This is a genomic window from Burkholderia sp. BCC0097, from assembly GCF_902832985.1.
Taxonomy (GTDB): domain Bacteria; phylum Pseudomonadota; class Gammaproteobacteria; order Burkholderiales; family Burkholderiaceae; genus Burkholderia; species Burkholderia orbicola.
In genome coordinates this window covers 277,354-293,219 of sequence record NZ_CADFDM010000006.1, presented here as the reverse complement: position 1 = coordinate 293,219, position 15,866 = coordinate 277,354, and the positions used below count along the sequence as shown (strand labels likewise).

Here is a 15,866-nt window from a genome sequence, read left to right as displayed (position 1 = left end):
ATCGGCGTTAGCGCCGCGGCGTCCTGCGCCGCACTTCGCTGCGCAGCCAGTCGAGCCACGTGCGGATCGCGGCTTCGTGCGAATGGCCCGGGCGCCACACGACGTAGTGCGCGTACACGTCGGTGATGCGTACCGTCGACACGCGCACGAGCGTGCCGTCGGCGAGTTCCGGTTCGATCAGCGAGCGGCGCGCGAGGGCGATGCCGCGGCCTTTCAGCGCCGCGTCGATCAGCGCGTTCACATCGGTGAAGCGCGGCGCGCGCGCGGATTCGGTGAGGTCGAGCCGCGCGGCCTGACACCACGGTTCCCACGGCTGCGCGGGATGGCGCAGCAACGTCGCGCGCACGAGGTCGGCCGGCGTGCGCGGCGCGATGCCGTCGCGATTGCGGTACGCGGGGCTCGCGACCGGAAAGATCGTCTCGTTCATCAGCTTCTCGGCGACGACGCCGGGCCACGTGCCGGGCCCATAGCGCAATGCGACGTCGATGCGGTCGCGCTTGCGCAGCGGCGCGAGCGCCACGTCCGGATGCAGCACGATCGAGATGTGCGGATGCGCGGCGGAGAAGCGCGGCAGGCGCGGCGCGAGCCAGCGCTCGGCGACGCTCGGCAGCACGCTCACGTTCAGCGTCACGTCGCAGGTGCGCGGGCGGCGGCGCACCGCCAGCGTCGGCTCGAACGCGCGTTCGAGCACGCTCAGGCCCTGGCGAACCTGCAGTGCGAGGGCATGCGCGGCGTGCGTCGGCGTCGCGCCGTTGCGTTCGCGCGTGAACAGCGGATAGCCGAGCTGCGCCTCGAGCGCGCGAATGTGCTGGCTGACCGCGCCTTGCGTGAGCGCGAGCTCGTCGGCCGCGCGCGTGAAGCTCTGCAGCCGCACGGCGCTCTCGAACGCGCGCAGCGTCTGCAACGGAGGGAGGTGGATGCGTCGCATGCGGGTATTAGTAACACTAATGTCCGAGCACGACAATTCATCGTTTGCCGCGCAGCGGCGTGCGTTCCTACACTCGGTTCCGTCTTCCACAGCCCGTCGGGCCACACCGCCATGAACGCCTATCGTCTCTATCTTTCGCCGGGCGCCTGCTCGCTCGCCGCCCACATCGCGCTGGAGGAAACCGGCGCGCCGTTCGACGTCGAGATCGTGTCCGTGCGCGAGCAGCAGAACCTCGAAGCGCGCTATCTCGCGATCAACCCGAAAGCGCGCGTGCCCGTGCTCGCGATTCCGGGCGAGCCGCGCGTGCTGACCGAAACGCCGGCGATTCTCACGTATCTCGCGCGCCGCTATCCGGATGCGCAATTGCTGCCGCTCGACGATCCGCTGCGCGAGGCGCGGTGCCACGAATGGCTCGCCTGGCTGGTCGGCTGGGTGCATGGTGTCGGTTATGGCGCGCTGTGGCGGCCGGGCCGCTTCATCGACGATCCGGCGCTGCACGGCGCGGTCAGCGCGCATGGGCGCGGCACGATCGACGCCGCGAACGCGTCGATCGAAGCCCTGCTGGCCGACGGCCGCACGTGGGCCGAGCCGGGCGCGCATTCGATCGTCGATCCGTTCCTGCTCGTGCTGTATCGCTGGGGCGTCGCGATCGGGCTCGACATGACCCGGCATCCCGCGTGGACCGCTCATGCACAGCGCGAGGCCGAACGGCCGGCCGCGCGGCGCGCGCTGGCGCGCGAGGCGGCTTGACAGGGGCGGGCGTCGACGGGCGTTGCCGGGACGCCCGCGTGGGACGCCCGCGTCGCCCGAGTAAAACGGGCGGCGGCTATTTCGCCGCGAACAGCGGATAGGTCGCGGCGGCGACCAGCGCGGCCGCGAGCCACACCACGCTCCACGAACTCGCGGCGAGCAGCGGCGGAATCGCGAGCGGCGTCGCGAACAGCCCGAGGTAGACGATCGTGTTCGCCATCCCGAGCGCGGTGCCCGCGTGGTTCGCGCCGGCGAGCGTCGCGAGCTCCGTGTACGCGACGCCGTGCCAGGCCGACACGCAGATGCCGGCGAACACGAGAATCGCGACGATCGCGGCGAGCGGCACATGCGGGCTGCCGGCCGTGGCCGCCGCGAGCAGCGCGAACGATCCGGCCGCGACGAACACGGAACCGCGCAGGTAGGCGCGGCGGTTGCCGTGCCGGTCGGTATGGCGGCCGCTCCAGACGCGCATCGCCATCGCACCGAGCTGGAGCGCCACCATCGCCGCGCTGATGCCGGCGAGGCCAAGCCGGCCGAAGTCGTGCAGGAACACCGTCGCGAACGTGAGCACCGCGAACTGCGGCGCGCACAACAGGCCGATGCCGAGCACGATGCGCCATACGGAGCCGCTCGCGAGCGGATTGCGCGCGGGGCTGGCGGCGTGCGGCCGTTGGGCCCCGCGAGGCGTGGCGACGTGGGGGGCGAGGTGCGCCGCGGCCGGCTCGGCGGGCGGCTCGTGCAGCCAGCGCCAGGTGAGCGCGGCCGATCCCGCGCACAGCAGCATCAGCGCACCGAACACCGCGGCGAAGCCGGCATGCGACGCGAGCGACGGCAGCAGCGCCGCGCCGAGGCCGCCGCCGAGCGGGACGGCCGTCTGGCGGATGCTCATCGCGAGCCCGCGTTCGCGTTCGCCGAACCAGCGCATCACCGCGCGCCCGCTCGAGCCGTTCACGCTGCCGCCGAGCAGGCCGACGCAGCACATTGCCGCGACCACGCGCATCAGCGGCGGCACCGCGTGTGCGGTCGGGACGATCGTGCACACCATCAGCGCGAGCATCGCGGCCGTCGCGACGAGCCCGGTCAGCAGCACGCGGCGGTCGCCGAAGCGGTCGGCGGCGATTCCCCACGGCAGCTCGGACAGCGCGACGCCGAAGCCGAGCGCGCCGAGCACGAGGCCGAGCGCGCCGTTGTCGAGGTGATAGGCCGAGCGCATCCACACGGCCGTGGTCGGAATGCCGGCCGCGGCGGCCGAAAAGCTCATGTTCGCGGCGACGCCGGCCGCCAGCACGCGCCAGCGATGGGCGGGCCCGCGCACGTCGCGGACCGGCGAGGAGGGAGAAGCGATGCACGAGGTATCCATGGCGACAAGCCCGGTTCGATGTTGACGTCCATAGTCTGGCGGCCTACATTCATCCTGAAAATCGGAAAGTTTTTGATGAATCGTTCGATAAAACAGGATGATTGAGATGCCCGGACAAGACATTCCGCGCGACGGCGATGAGCCGCTCGCGGGGGCCGATGCCGCGCTGGCGCGGCCCAACTTCGACGTCGCGGCGCTGCGCAGCCTCGTCGCGGGCGTGGATCTCGGCAGTTTCGCGAAGGCGGCCGACCGTGTCGCGCGCTCGTCGTCGGCGGTGAGCGCGCAGATCCGCAAGCTCGAGGAGCAGGCCGGCACGCCGCTGTTCGTGAAGGCCGGGCGGGGCCTCGCGCTGACCGACGCCGGCGACGCGATGCTGCGCTACGCGCGGCGGATGATCGAGCTGAACGACGAGGCGGCTGCGGCCGTGCGTGGTGTGAAGCTCGACGGTTGGGTTCGGGTCGGGCTGCAGGAAGATTTCGGCGAGGCGATCCTGCCCGACGTGCTCGGGCGGTTCGCGCGTGCGCATCCGAAGGTGAAGATCGAGGCGCGCGTGGCGCGTAACGCCGATCTGCTCGACCGGCTCGATGCGAACCAGCTCGATCTGGCGCTCGTGTGGGGCGATCCGGCGTCGGCGGCGCTCGTGTCGCGGGCGGGCGTCGACAGCGAGGTGATCGCGCAGGTGCCGATGCAATGGATCGGCGCGGTGGCGGGCGGGGATGTCGGGGTGCCGGATGGCAGTGCGGAACCAGGTGGAGAGGGCGGGGGCGGCGAAACCGCCGGCCGTGCCGGGGGCGCGACGGGCGAGCCGTTGCCGCTCGTCGTATTCGACCGGCCGTGCCGGTTCTTCGGCGCGGCGACCGATGCGCTCGACCGCGCGGGTATGCCGTGGCGCGTCGCGTTCACGACGCCGAGCCTGGCCGGGCTCTGGGCGGCCGCGGCGGCCGGCCTCGGGCTGACGGTGCGCTCGCATTACGGGTTGCCCGCGTCGGTGCGCGTGCTCGATGCGGCGTCGTATGGGCTGCCGGCGCTGCCGAGCCTGCCGCTGATTCTGCTGCGGCGCACGTCGTCGGCGACACCGACGGTCGATCGGCTCGCGCGGATCGTGACGCAGGCGGTGGGGGAGGCGACGGAGGGGCGCGGCGCCGCATTGGCGGCTTGACGACACATTCGAGATGGTCGCTGCACGCGGTCATTCGATACCCTTCTGCCGATCGGCTGAATGGATCGATCGGGCGAACCTGACTACAGTGATGGTCATCCGAAACGGAGGTCATCATGCAAAAAGCGAACATTCCCGGTACCGGCGCGATTGATCCCGCGCAACGGACGGATGTTTCGATCCGCAGTGACGGAGAATCCGCCGATCACTCCGCCCCTGCTTCGCTACCCGTTCGGTTTGGGCTCCTGCAAGGACAGGTCTGGATCGCGGACGACTTCGATGCGCCACTGCCCGATTATCTGCTGGATGCTTTCGAAGGACGGTGATGCGCCTGTTGCTCGATACGCACATCTTCTTGTGGATCGTGACCAACGATCCCAGGCTCAGCACGCGTGTGCGCAGACTGATCTCGGCTGCTGACGAACGCTTCGTCAGCAGCGCGAGTATCTGGGAGGCTGCGATCAAGGCCGGCCTGGGAAAGCTCGACATCGACGTGGGCAAGCTGATCCGCGCAATCGGCGCAAGCGGGATTCGCGAGTTGCCGGTTCGGGCCGTACATGGAGCCGCGGTGCGCGATTTACCTCACCACCATTGCGATCCTTTCGATCGATTTCTGGTTGCGCAGGCGCGACATGAACCGCTTCGACTCATGACGGCGGACGCGCATCTGGCTCGGTACGGCCTGTCTCTGGTTCTGACAGTTTGAAATAATTCGTCGGGTCGGGATTCATCTGCCGCCGGCGCCATTCGCGACGTAGCGGCCTATGCTGTGGCGACGTCCGGCTCGATTGCTTCCAGCGTCGCGCAAATCTCTGCCAACCGCTCCCGCAACCCGTCGCTCGCCGGCACGAACGGCAGCCGCAGCCCGTCCTCGCACCACCCTTGCGCGGCGAGCACGGCCTTCACCGGCGCCGGGTTGGGTTCCGCGAACAGCGCCGCGACGAGCGGCTGCAGCGCGACCGACAGGCGCCGCGCATCGGCGAGCCGCCCGTCGCGCAGTAGCGCATGGATGCGCACATGCCATTCGGGCAGCACGTGCGCGCTGCTCGCGATCGCGCCGTGCGCCCCCGCGCACATCGCCGCGAAGTTCTGGTTGTCGTCGCCGGACAGGATCGCAAGCGGCGTGTCGTGCACGAGCCGGCTCATCCGGTCGAGCGTGCCGCCGCATTCCTTGATGCCGGCGACGCGCGAGTCGCGCGCGAGCGCCTGCAGCGTGTCCAGTTCGACGTTCACGCCGGTGCGGTACGGGATGTTGTAGACGAGCACCGGCAGGTCGGCCGCGTCGACGATCGCTTCGACATGGCGGCGGATGCCGTCCTGCGTCGGCCGTACGTAGACGGGCGGCGTGACGAGCAGCCCGTCGGGGCGCAGCGCCGCGAGTTCGCGCGCGCGGGCGGCCGCGAAGTGCGTGGCGCTCGCGGTCAGCCCGACGACGATCGGCAGCGCGGGCGCCGCGTCGCGCAGCGTCGCGAACACCGCGTCCTGTTCGCGCGCGTCGAGCAGCACGCCTTCACCGGTCGTCGCCCCCGCGACGAAGCCTGCGATGCCCGCGGCCGCATAGTGGCGCGCGAGCCGCGCGAGCGCTGCATGGTCGACCTCGCCATGATGAAACGGCGTGATGATCGGCAGCCAGATACCTTCGAAACGTGTGTTCATGCAAAGCCTCATGGTGGAAACGGAGTGGGAAGGAACCGTTCCGCCGGCGGTGTGCCGGAGCGAGGCGTGCGTGCAAGGAGAATGAAACGACCTGCGGGCATCCCGTCCGGCATTCGCCTGACGGGACGCGACGTCCCCGTCAGTCGAGGAGTCGTTTTTTCAGTTTCAGCCCGGCCGTGCGCGCACCTGCCGCGACGGCGGCGAGGATCGAGGGCGAGCGCAGGAGAGCGGACATGGATGAATCGTGAGTGGGCTGAGCGGCGATCTTAACACCGGGGCGGCGGCGCGCGCGAGCCTCGGCCGCCGTTTAGCAGAATTCGAGCTTTGCTTTCCACGACTGATTGGAAGGCGTGCCGCGGCCGGCCGCTAGAATGCCCGCTTACGTTTCGATGACAGCGCGTACGCGTGCGGTCACGCACATTCACCACCACTGGAAACGGGGCATATCACGATGGCAAGCATCAAGGGGATCGGCCGCTGGCTGCACACGGGCGCGGCGGCGGCGCTGGTCGTGGCGGCGACGGCCGCGCAGGCGGACACGTCGATCCTGAACGTGTCGTACGACGTGACGCGCGAGCTGTACAAGGACATCAACGCGAGCTTTGCCGCCGCCTACAAGCAAAAGACCGGCGAGACGGTCACGATCAAGCAGTCGCACGGCGCATCGAGCGCGCAGGCGCTGTCGGTGCTGCAGGGGTTGCAGGCCGACGTCGTGACGATGAACCAGCCGAACGACATCGACCTGCTCGCCGAGCGCGGCCAGTTGCTGCCGAAGGACTGGCGCGCGCGCTTCCCGGACAACAGCTCGCCGTACTCGACGACGATGGTGTTTCTCGTGCGCAAGGGCAACCCGAAGGCGATCAAGGACTGGAGCGATCTCGCGAAGCCGGGCGTTCAGGTGATCATCGCGAACCCCAAGACATCGGGCAACGGCCGCTATGCGTATCTCGCTGCATGGGGCTTCCAGAAGCAGAAGGGCGCGACCGACCAGCAGGCGCTCGACTTCGAGAAGGCGATCTTCCGCAACGTGCCGGTGCTCGATTCGGGCGGCCGCGGCGCGACGACGACGTTCACGCAGCGCGGCATCGGCGACGTGCTCGTCACGTTCGAGAACGAGGTCGCGCTGATGGACACCGGCGCGTCGGGCGCGGAATTCGACCCCGTGTATCCGTCGGCGAGCATCCTCGCGGAGCCGCCCGTCGCGGTCGTCGACAAGGTGGTCGACAAGAAGGGCACGCGCAAGGTCGCGCAGGCGTATCTCGACTACCTGTACACGCCGCAAGCGCAGGAGATCATCGCGCAGCACCATCTGCGCCCGCGCGACGCGGCCGTGTTGAAGAAGCATGCGGCCGAGTTCAAGGCGCTGAAGACGTTCAGCGTCGAGCAGGTCTTCGGCAGCTGGGCGAACGCGCAGAAGACCCATTTCGCCGACGGCGGCACGTTCGACCAGGTGATCGTCGACCGCAAGTGATCGCGCCCCGCGCCCCGCGCGGGTTCGCATGACGACGCAGCCGGCCGCTCGTGCGGCCGGCTTTTTTTACGCCCGCGCGGCGGATTGACGTTCCGAGCCGGCCCGCATTCCCGCCCGCCGCCGCGCGTGCTACGCTCATCGCCTCCCTGCAACCGGCGCCGCGCGATGAACGTCGATTCGTCCTCCCCAGCCTCCCGCGGCCGTGGCCGCAAGATCTGGTCGGGCACCCGCCCGGTGATCGCGTACGGGATGCCGCCGCTCGGCTGGCGCGACTTCTACCATCGCGCGCTGACGGTGAGCTGGCCCGTGTTCTTCCTGTCGCTCGCGGTGCTGTTCCTGCTGCTCAACGGCGGCTTCGCGACGCTTTACCTGCTCGGCCATGCGCCGATCGCGAACCAGTCGCCGGCCGGCTTCGGCGGCGCGTTCTTCTTCAGCGTCGAGACGCTTGCGACCGTCGGCTACGGCGACATGCATCCGCAGACGGTCTATGCGCACCTCGTCGCGACGTTCGAGATCTTCGTCGGGATGTCGGGCATCGCACTGGCCACGGGGCTCGTGTTCGCGCGGTTTTCGCGGCCGCAGGCGAAGATCCTCTTCGCGCGCTACGCGATCGTACGGCCGCTGAACGGCCGGATGACGCTGATGGTGCGCGCCGCGAATGCTCGCCAGAACGTGATTGCCGAGGCGCAGGCGAAACTGCGGCTGATGCGCGTCGAAGGCACGCACGAGGGCTACTCGTTGCGCAAGATTCACGACCTGCCGCTCGTGCGCAACGAGCATCCGATCTTCCTGCTCGGCTGGAACCTGATGCACGTGATCGACGAGTCGAGCGCGCTGTTCGACGAGACGCCCGAGTCGCTCGCCGCGCGCGAAGCGTCGCTGCTGATCACGATCGAGGGCTCGGACGAGACCACCGCGCAGGTCATGCAGGCGCGTCATGAGTGGGCGCATGACGAGATCCGCTGGGGCCACCGCTATGTCGACCTGATGCACGACGAGGACGGCATCACGCACATCGATTACACGCATTTTCATGAAGTCGTGCCGATCGACGTCGACACCGACGAGCGCGGTTCGCCGGGCGTGGTGATCGACGCGGGTGCGGCGGCGCCGGGGCCGGCCGCGCAGGCGTGATCAAGGGCGGCGGAGCGCCGCCCCGTCGCGCGTCATGCGTGCAGCAGACGCGCCGCTTCGCGCTGTTCGATTGCGACCGCGCGGCGGAACGCGTCGCGGTCCTCGGCGCGCGCGACGTAGTCGCCGAGCACGCCTTCGTGCGGCAGCAGATGCGCGTCGAACGCGATCTTCAGCGTGCTGGCGAGCAGCAGGTCGGCCGCGGTGAAGCGTTCGCCGACGAGCCAGCGGCTGTGGGCGAGCGCTTGCGCGAGGGCGCGCTGCACGCGCGTGATATTGCCCCAGCCGAACGCGACCGGGTTGCCCGACGCGCCGGTGAATTTCTCGGCCATCGCCGGTTCGAGGCAGGTCGGCGTGAAGAACATCCACTGGAGGAAGCGGCCGCGCAGCGGATCGTCGGGCGCGACGCCGAGCCCGGCGCCCGGGCAACGGTCGGCAAGATAGAGCAGCACGGCGCCCGATTCGGCGAACGGGGCGCTGCCGTCGTCGAGCGCGGGCAGCTTCGCCATCGGGTTGACCTGCACGAACGCGTCGCTGCCCTGTTCGTGCGAGCGCAGGTCGATCGGCACGAGTTCGTACACCACGCCGATTTCCTCGAGCATCCACAGCGCCCGGAATGCCCGGGTCTTCGGCCAGTAGTAGAGCTTCATCGCGCCTCCGCGTTTGGGTGCTGCTGTCGATCCGGTGGATGCTCAAGCGTACCCGAGCGGGGGAGGTTGGGACAGGGGCGCCCGGCAAGGGGTACAAGGTTCGGTTGCACGCACCTGATTCGATGCGCTGGGGCAGCGGTGAGTCGCGGGAGATGGCCCGCAGAGCCTTGTGTTACTGAAGTTCGTAATATAACTAGTTGTAGTAAAACTAGTTATGAAAATTCAGAAAAATCCTTGGCACGAACCAGCATTGCTCCACTGCGCCCGGCTCATTGCCCGGTACCCACGCACACGGTAACGCAAGCGCCCGGCCACGCTCGCCGACACATCACGCACCGCCGCACTCACCGGAGACAAGTCACGCATGGCAACCGACGATCGCATCACGATCATTCCGCGCAGAACGCCCGAATCGGCGGCCATGGTGGCCGAGGTCAAGCGGGCGATGGCGATCACCGCGCGGCTCAACCGCCTGACGTTCGACGATGCGGCGGACGTACGCGCATTGTTCGGTGAACTGATCGGCTCGCAGGTGGACGACGGCTTCGTGCTGATTCCGCCGTTCCATGCGACGGGCGGCGCCGGCATGAAGCTCGGACGCAACGTGTTCGTCAACCAGAACTGCACGTTCTACGATCTCGGCGGACTCGAGATCGGCGACGACGTGATGATCAGCCCGAACGTCAGCCTCATCACGTCCGGTCATCCGGTCGAGCCTTCGCGGCGGCGCGACTGCGTGGTCGCGAAGCCGATCGTGATCGAACGGAACGTGTGGATCGGCGCGGGCGCGACGATCATCGGCGGCGTGACGATCGGCGAGAACGCGGTCGTCGCGGCGGCGGCCGTCGTCACCCGGGACGTTCCGCCGAATACGCTGGTCGGCGGCAATCCGGCGAAGATCATTCGGTCGATTGCCGAATAACGTCGCCCGGATGTGGCGCCGGTGCGATGAGACATCGGTGGAGGGATGTGGACAACCGGCGACCACGATCACTCGAAACGCTGTGCATTTGAACGGTGAGCGTGCCGCCGAGGCCGTCCTGACAAGCCTTTCCAGCTTTTCCCGATTGTCACGCGCCGAGTCGTCCGTCGATTGGCAGAGGAAGATCCGGTCGTGTGCCGGTTGTGGATATCTGCGCCCGGAAACGACTCGGCTCGCTGTGGTTTTCACCGGTGAGGGTGACCGGATGCTGCGCGATACATGAAGCGGGTTGTGGACAACTCACGGCAAAACGAAGCGAAATGCTGTGAAAGTCAACGGTGAGTGTCGCGCTTGATCTGGCGGGGTGCCTGCACTGGCGCGGGTTTCCGGTCGTTGCCGTGGTTCGGAGCGCCGCGCATTCTAGCCGACTGGCGCAGCGTGCGTGATCACAAGCTGCCGGCGCCGACACGTCGATATCGGGCTCCGGCCCCAATCGAAGGGCTGTGCATTCTAACGGTGAGCGCTGGCGCGTGGTTGGCGATGTGCGGATTTCGACGCGCCTATCCGCGTTCTCCAGCGACTCGGCGCGCTGTGCAATTCAATGGTGAGCATGAGCCAACGATCGGCGCGAGGCCCGTCGGAATGCTGCCGTTCGACCGCCGATGCCGCATGAAGCGGTGTTCCTGCCAGGCCCGGGCGCAAGGCAGCGAGCAACGACGACGCGCGTGCCCGTGCGGATATCTGTCGGCAGAAACGACTCGAGGCACTGTGTATTTCAACGGTGAGCATCCGCGCTCGAGCGCGTGACGAGCTGCTTCCGGTATGAATGGCCCCTTGGCGGTACGCTTCGAAGCGTGCGTCAGCTATTGATCGAAGAACGCACGTCCATGCGGATATCCGTTCGCCGAAGCGACTCGCGGCACCGCGTATTTCGACGGTGAGCCTCCGTGCCCGATCGGGTGATGAGCCGCTTCCAGTATGGATCGCCCGTCGTCGGTAGCCTTCGAAGCGTGCTTCTTCTATCGATCGAGCGCGTTCGCCCATGTGGATATCCGTCCGCCGAAACGACTCGCGGCACTGTGTATTTCGACGGTGAGCCTCCGTGTCCGATCGGGTGATGAGCGGCTTCCGATATGGATTGCCCCTTGGCGGTACGCTTCGAAACGTGCGTCAGCTATCGATCGGAGAACGCACGTCCATGTGGATATCCGGCGCGCTCAAGCACTCGAAGCGCTGTGGTTTTCAACGGTGAGGGTGCGCGTATGACCGGGAGGCAACGCAGTTCCGCGCGTGGACAACTGCCACCGCAGCCAGTCGAAGCCCCGTGTATTTCAATGGTGAGCGCGACCCGGCAATCGCATGGCCTGCGTATTCGGACGAGGATATCCGGCCCGGGCAATGACTCGAAGCGCTGTGGTTTTCAACGGTGAGGGTGCGCGTATGGCCAAGCGGCAACTCAGATCCGCGCGTGGACAAATGCCCTCGCAGCCAGTCGAAGCCTTGTGTATTTCAACGGTGAGCGCGAGCCGGCAATCGCTTGGCCAGCGTGTTCAGGCGAGGCCGTCCAGCCGTCAAAACTCACTCTCGCCCCTGTGTATTCGAACGGTGAGCGCTGACGGAGGACCGACGAAACGCGCGTTTTCCGAGGTGGATATCCGCCGCCGAAATCCACTCGCCAATCTGTGAATTTCAACGGTGAGCGCCGCCGCCTGAGCGCCCCGCATGCCGATTCCTGATGTGGATATCCCGGCCCCGACGCCACTCGAAACGCTGTGCAATCGAACGGTGAGTGCGCGAGCCGATCAACAGAGGGGCGCGGCATTGTGGACATCCGACGTCGCCAACCAATCGGAACGCTGTGCATTCCAACGGTGAGAGTGACGGCCCGATACCCCCGAAACCCTTGTCGCACGGGGTTCGAGCGCCATCCACCCCGCTGACGGTGAGCCGCACGGCACGCCCCGCCTTTCCGCCAGACCATCCAACCGCCGCGACACGCCTCCCCATCACACTCCGGCCGTCCGCGCGAGAACTCTCTCAAATCCAGTCAAAAAGCTGCGCAGTTTTTCTCGCGACAGGCCGGTCCGAGCAAGATGAGAAAAAACATTCTCGGCCGCGCGCGAAAAAATAGAGCCATTCGCTGCCGGCACCCTGCGTCGTCCGACGCCCCGCCGCGCACGGCCCAGAACAGCACAACAGCACAATCCGGAGACATCCCCTCATGACCGCCCGCCTGCCCGTCGACGGCACGCCTGCCCTGTCCGACTACCGCCTGACCGACAACCTGACCGCGACGCGCGGCCGGATCTTCCTGACCGGCACGCAGGCGCTGATCCGCCTGCTGCTGATGCAGCGCGCGGTCGACACCGAACAGGGGCTCAACACGGCCGGCTTCGTCAGCGGCTACCGCGGCTCGCCGCTCGGCATGGTCGACCAGCAGCTGTGGAAGGCGAAGAAACTGCTCGACGCCGGCAGCGTGCGCTTCCTGCCCGCGATCAACGAGGAGCTCGGCGGCACGGCCGTGCTCGGCACGCAGCGGGTCGAGGCCGACCCGGAGCGCACGGTCGAGGGCGTGTATGCGATGTGGTACGGCAAGGGCCCGGGCGTCGATCGCGCGGGCGATGCGCTGAAGCACGGCAACGCGTACGGTTCGTCGCCGCACGGCGGCGTGCTGGTCGTCGCGGGCGACGACCATGGCTGCGTGTCGTCGTCGATGCCGCACCAGAGCGATTTCGCGATGATGGCGTGGCACATGCCGGTCGTGAACCCGTCGAACATCGCCGACATGCTCGAATTCGGTCTGTATGGCTGGGCGCTGTCGCGCTACTCGGGCGCGTGGGTCGGCTTCAAGGCGATCTCGGAAACGGTCGAGTCGGGTTCGACCGTCGACCTCGATGCATTGCAGACGCGCTGGCCGGCGCCGGAAGGCTTCATGCCGCCGGCGGGCGGCCTGCACAACCGTTGGCCCGACCTGCCGAGCCTCACGATCGAGGCGCGCCTCGCGGCGAAGCTCGACGCGGTGCGCCATTTCGCGCGCGCCAACAGCATCGACAAGTGGGTCGCGCCGAGCGCGCAGGCGAACGTCGGCATCGTCACCTGCGGCAAGGCGCACCTCGACCTGATGGAAGCGCTGCGCCGCCTCGACCTGACGGTCGCCGATCTCGACGCGGCCGGCGTGCGGATCTACAAGGTCGGCCTGTCGTATCCGCTCGAAATGACGCGCATCGAAACCTTCGTCGAGGGGCTCGCCGAAGTGCTGGTGATCGAGGAGAAGGGCCCGGTCATCGAGCAGCAGATCAAGGACTACCTGTACAACCGCACCGAAGGTGCCCGCCCGCGCGTGCTCGGCAAGCACGACGCGGCCGGCGCATGCCTGCTGTCCGAGCTCGGCGAGCTGCGTCCGTCACGCATCCTGCCGGTGTTCGCCGACTGGCTCGCGCGGCACAAGCCGGCGCTCGACCGGCGCGAGCGCGTGGTCGATCTCGTCGCGCCGCAGATCCTGTCGAACGAGGCCGACGCGGTGAAGCGCACGCCGTACTTCTGCTCGGGCTGCCCGCACAACACGTCGACGAAGGTGCCGGAGGGCTCGATCGCGCAGGCCGGCATCGGCTGCCACTTCATGGCGTCGTGGATGGAGCGCGACACCACCGGCCTGATCCAGATGGGCGGTGAGGGCGTCGACTGGGCCGCGCACGCGATGTTCACCAACACGAAGCACGTGTTCCAGAACCTCGGCGACGGCACCTACTTCCACTCGGGCATCCTCGCGATCCGCCAGGCGGTCGCCGCGAAAGCGAACATCACGTACAAGATCCTCTACAACGACGCGGTCGCGATGACGGGCGGCCAGCCGGTCGACGGCAGCATCTCGGTGCCGCAGATCGCGCGGCAGGTCGAGGCGGAAGGCGTGTCGCGCTTCGTCGTCGTGTCGGACGAACCGGAGAAATACGACGGCCATCACGGGCAGTTCCCGACCGGCACGACGTTCCATCATCGCAGCGAACTCGACGCGGTGCAGCGCGAATTGCGCGAAACGCCGGGCGTCACCGTACTGATCTACGACCAGACTTGCGCGGCCGAGAAGCGTCGCCGTCGCAAGAAAGGCGAATTTCCCGACCCGGACAAGCGCCTGTTCATCAACGACGCGGTGTGCGAAGGCTGCGGCGACTGCGGCGTGCAGTCGAACTGCCTGTCGGTCGAGCCGCTCGAGACGCCGCTCGGCCGCAAGCGCCGCATCGACCAGTCGTCGTGCAACAAGGACTATTCGTGCGTGAACGGCTTCTGCCCGAGCTTCGTGACGGTCGAAGGCGCGGCGCTGAAGAAGGCGGCCGGCGCGGCGTTCGACGAAGCGGCGCTCGCCGCGCGCGTCGACGCACTGCCGGTGCCGGCGACGCACCTCGATGCGGCGCCGTTCGACATGCTCGTGACGGGCGTGGGCGGCACCGGCGTCGTGACGGTCGGCGCGCTGATCAGCATGGCCGCGCATCTCGAAGGCAAGAGCGCATCGGTGCTCGACTTCATGGGCTTCGCGCAGAAGGGCGGCTCGGTGCTGTCGTTCGTGCGGATCGCGTCGAGCGACCGCTGGCTGAACCAGGTGCGCATCGACACGCAGCAGGCCGACGTGCTGCTCGCGTGCGACATGGTCGTCGGCGCGAGCGCCGAGGCGCTGCAGACGGTGCGTCACGCGCGCACGCGGATCGTCGTCAACACGCACCGGATTCCGAACGCATCGTTCGTGCAGAACCCCGACGCGAACCTGCATGCGGATGCGCTGCTGGAGAAGATGCGCCACGCGGCCGGCGACGGCTACCTGTCGAGCTGCGACGCGCAGGCGCTCGCCGCGAAATTCCTCGGCGATTCGATCGGCGCGAACATCCTGATGCTCGGCTACGCGTGGCAACTCGGCCTCGTGCCGGTGTCGCATGCCGCGATGATGCGCGCGATCGAGCTGAACAACGTCGCGGTGCCGATGAACAAGCTCGCGTTCTCGATCGGCCGGATGGCGGCCGGCGACGCGGCGGGCCTCGACGCGTTGTGGAACGCGCGTCATGCGGTGGCCGTCCACGCCGCGCCGGAGACACTTGCCGAGCTGATCGCCGATCGCGAGGCGCGCCTCGATGCCTACGGCGGCGCGCGCTACGTCGAACGCTACCGGGCGCTGGTGAACGCGGCGCGCGAGAAGGGCGACGATACGCTGACGCGCGCGGTTGCGACGACGTTCTACCGGCTGCTCGCGGTGAAGGATGAATACGAAGTCGCGCGGCTGTACACGGACGACGCGTTCCGCACGGCGCTCGAAGCGCAGTTCGAAGGCGTGCCGGGGCAGACGTATCGCGTGAAGTTCAACCTGGCGCCGCCGACGGGCGCGAAGGCCGGCAGCGACGGCAGCACGCCGAAGAAGCGCGTGTTCGGCCAGTGGATGTGGCCGGTGCTCGGCATGCTGGCGCGCGTGCGCAGCCTGCGCGGCACGTGGCTCGATCCGTTCGGCCGCACGGTCGAGCGCAAGATGGAGCGCGCGCTGGCCGACGACTACGAAACGACACTCGAGCGTGCGTTCGCCGCAATGACCCCCGGCAATGCGGCGCAGGTCGTGCAACTGGCCGACCTGCACGCGCGCGTGCGCGGCTTCGGTCACGTGAAGGTGCGCAACCTGGCCGGCGTGAAGCGCGCGGAACGCGAGCTCGCGCTGCAGCTCGGCATCGACGCGGCGACGAGCGCGGCCGTGCAGCATGCGCTCGACGAGATGAAGGGCGCGGGGATGCTGAAGGGGATTCCGGTCGTCGTCGCGAAGTAACGCGAGCGTGAGTGGATGCGAAAACGGCGATGCTCGTGCGAGCGT

Annotated in this window: 12 protein-coding genes; 8 read left to right on the top strand and 4 right to left on the bottom strand. The window is 68.1% G+C overall.

Annotation, left to right across the window (positions count from 1 at the left end):
- Positions 1-7 precede the first annotated feature (7 nt).
- Positions 8-928 carry a LysR substrate-binding domain-containing protein gene (locus HWX07_RS21790; protein ID WP_175877637.1) on the bottom strand — a complete coding sequence of 307 codons (921 nt, stop codon included), beginning with the start codon at positions 926-928 and terminating at the stop codon, positions 8-10.
- A gap of 111 nt (positions 929-1,039) precedes the next feature.
- On the opposite strand from HWX07_RS21790, the gene HWX07_RS21785 reads away from it, so the two are divergent.
- Positions 1,040-1,678, top strand: a complete 639-nt coding sequence (locus tag HWX07_RS21785) for a glutathione S-transferase (protein ID WP_011546356.1) — start codon at positions 1,040-1,042, stop codon at positions 1,676-1,678.
- Between the two features lie 76 nt (positions 1,679-1,754).
- Here the strand turns inward: HWX07_RS21785 and HWX07_RS21780 are convergent, their stop codons facing one another.
- On the bottom strand, positions 1,755-3,038 hold the full coding sequence (locus tag HWX07_RS21780; RefSeq protein WP_175877636.1) for an MFS transporter: 1,284 nt from the start codon (positions 3,036-3,038) through the stop codon (positions 1,755-1,757).
- Between the two features lie 106 nt (positions 3,039-3,144).
- Between HWX07_RS21780 and HWX07_RS21775 the strand changes: the two genes are divergently transcribed.
- The 3 genes from HWX07_RS21775 to HWX07_RS21765 all read left to right on the top strand — a co-directional run bounded on the left by HWX07_RS21775 (position 3,145) and on the right by HWX07_RS21765 (position 4,903).
- Positions 3,145-4,197, top strand: a complete 1,053-nt coding sequence (locus tag HWX07_RS21775; protein ID WP_175877635.1) for a LysR substrate-binding domain-containing protein — start codon at positions 3,145-3,147, stop codon at positions 4,195-4,197.
- 116 nt (positions 4,198-4,313) lie between these two features.
- Entirely contained in the window at positions 4,314-4,523 is a 210-nt protein-coding gene (locus HWX07_RS21770) for a hypothetical protein (protein ID WP_175877634.1), read from the top strand.
- Positions 4,523-4,903 carry a type II toxin-antitoxin system VapC family toxin gene (locus HWX07_RS21765; RefSeq protein ID WP_175877633.1) on the top strand — a complete coding sequence of 127 codons (381 nt, stop codon included), beginning with the start codon at positions 4,523-4,525 and terminating at the stop codon, positions 4,901-4,903. Before HWX07_RS21770 ends, HWX07_RS21765 begins: the two co-directional genes overlap by 1 nt.
- A 56-nt stretch (positions 4,904-4,959) precedes the next feature.
- Here the strand turns inward: HWX07_RS21765 and dapA are convergent, their stop codons facing one another.
- Complete coding sequence (dapA, locus tag HWX07_RS21760) at positions 4,960-5,853, bottom strand: 4-hydroxy-tetrahydrodipicolinate synthase (RefSeq protein ID WP_175877632.1); 894 nt, start codon at positions 5,851-5,853, stop codon at positions 4,960-4,962.
- A 451-nt stretch (positions 5,854-6,304) separates the two neighbouring features.
- Here dapA and HWX07_RS21750 point away from each other — a divergent pair, with 451 nt between their 5' ends.
- Both HWX07_RS21750 and HWX07_RS21745 read left to right on the top strand, forming a co-directional pair.
- On the top strand, positions 6,305-7,324 hold the full coding sequence (locus HWX07_RS21750; RefSeq protein ID WP_175877631.1) for a sulfate ABC transporter substrate-binding protein: 1,020 nt from the start codon (positions 6,305-6,307) through the stop codon (positions 7,322-7,324).
- A 165-nt stretch (positions 7,325-7,489) separates the two neighbouring features.
- Positions 7,490-8,458, top strand: coding sequence for an ion channel (locus tag HWX07_RS21745; RefSeq protein WP_175877630.1), 969 nt, complete (start codon positions 7,490-7,492; stop codon positions 8,456-8,458).
- Between the two features lie 32 nt (positions 8,459-8,490).
- On the opposite strand, the gene HWX07_RS21740 is transcribed toward HWX07_RS21745, so the two are convergent.
- On the bottom strand, positions 8,491-9,105 hold the full coding sequence (locus HWX07_RS21740) for a glutathione S-transferase (RefSeq protein ID WP_006477638.1): 615 nt from the start codon (positions 9,103-9,105) through the stop codon (positions 8,491-8,493).
- A 364-nt stretch (positions 9,106-9,469) separates the two neighbouring features.
- Between HWX07_RS21740 and HWX07_RS21735 the strand changes: the two genes are divergently transcribed.
- Both HWX07_RS21735 and HWX07_RS21730 read left to right on the top strand, forming a co-directional pair.
- Positions 9,470-10,027 carry a DapH/DapD/GlmU-related protein gene (locus HWX07_RS21735; RefSeq protein WP_175877629.1) on the top strand — a complete coding sequence of 186 codons (558 nt, stop codon included), beginning with the start codon at positions 9,470-9,472 and terminating at the stop codon, positions 10,025-10,027.
- Between the two features lie 2,221 nt (positions 10,028-12,248).
- Positions 12,249-15,821 (top strand): indolepyruvate ferredoxin oxidoreductase family protein, encoded by a 3,573-nt coding sequence (locus HWX07_RS21730; RefSeq protein ID WP_175877628.1) that lies wholly within the window; start codon positions 12,249-12,251, stop codon positions 15,819-15,821.
- Positions 15,822-15,866 lie beyond the last annotated feature (45 nt).

What these genes read in the sequence shown, in the direction of transcription:
- HWX07_RS21765 (WP_175877633.1), top strand. Translation starts at nt 4,523, where the DNA reads ATGCGCCTGTTGCTCGATACGCACATCTTCTTGTGGATCGTGACCAAC.
- HWX07_RS21745 (WP_175877630.1), top strand. Translation starts at nt 7,490, where the DNA reads ATGAACGTCGATTCGTCCTCCCCAGCCTCCCGCGGCCGTGGCCGCAAG.
- HWX07_RS21780 (WP_175877636.1), bottom strand. Translation starts at nt 3,038, where the DNA reads ATGGATACCTCGTGCATCGCTTCTCCCTCCTCGCCGGTCCGCGACGTG.
- HWX07_RS21735 (WP_175877629.1), top strand. Translation starts at nt 9,470, where the DNA reads ATGGCAACCGACGATCGCATCACGATCATTCCGCGCAGAACGCCCGAA.
- HWX07_RS21750 (WP_175877631.1), top strand. Translation starts at nt 6,305, where the DNA reads ATGGCAAGCATCAAGGGGATCGGCCGCTGGCTGCACACGGGCGCGGCG.
- HWX07_RS21730 (WP_175877628.1), top strand. Translation starts at nt 12,249, where the DNA reads ATGACCGCCCGCCTGCCCGTCGACGGCACGCCTGCCCTGTCCGACTAC.
- HWX07_RS21740 (WP_006477638.1), bottom strand. Translation starts at nt 9,105, where the DNA reads ATGAAGCTCTACTACTGGCCGAAGACCCGGGCATTCCGGGCGCTGTGG.
- HWX07_RS21775 (WP_175877635.1), top strand. Translation starts at nt 3,145, where the DNA reads ATGCCCGGACAAGACATTCCGCGCGACGGCGATGAGCCGCTCGCGGGG.
- HWX07_RS21785 (WP_011546356.1), top strand. Translation starts at nt 1,040, where the DNA reads ATGAACGCCTATCGTCTCTATCTTTCGCCGGGCGCCTGCTCGCTCGCC.
- dapA (WP_175877632.1), bottom strand. Translation starts at nt 5,853, where the DNA reads ATGAACACACGTTTCGAAGGTATCTGGCTGCCGATCATCACGCCGTTT.
- HWX07_RS21790 (WP_175877637.1), bottom strand. Translation starts at nt 928, where the DNA reads ATGCGACGCATCCACCTCCCTCCGTTGCAGACGCTGCGCGCGTTCGAG.
- HWX07_RS21770 (WP_175877634.1), top strand. Translation starts at nt 4,314, where the DNA reads ATGCAAAAAGCGAACATTCCCGGTACCGGCGCGATTGATCCCGCGCAA.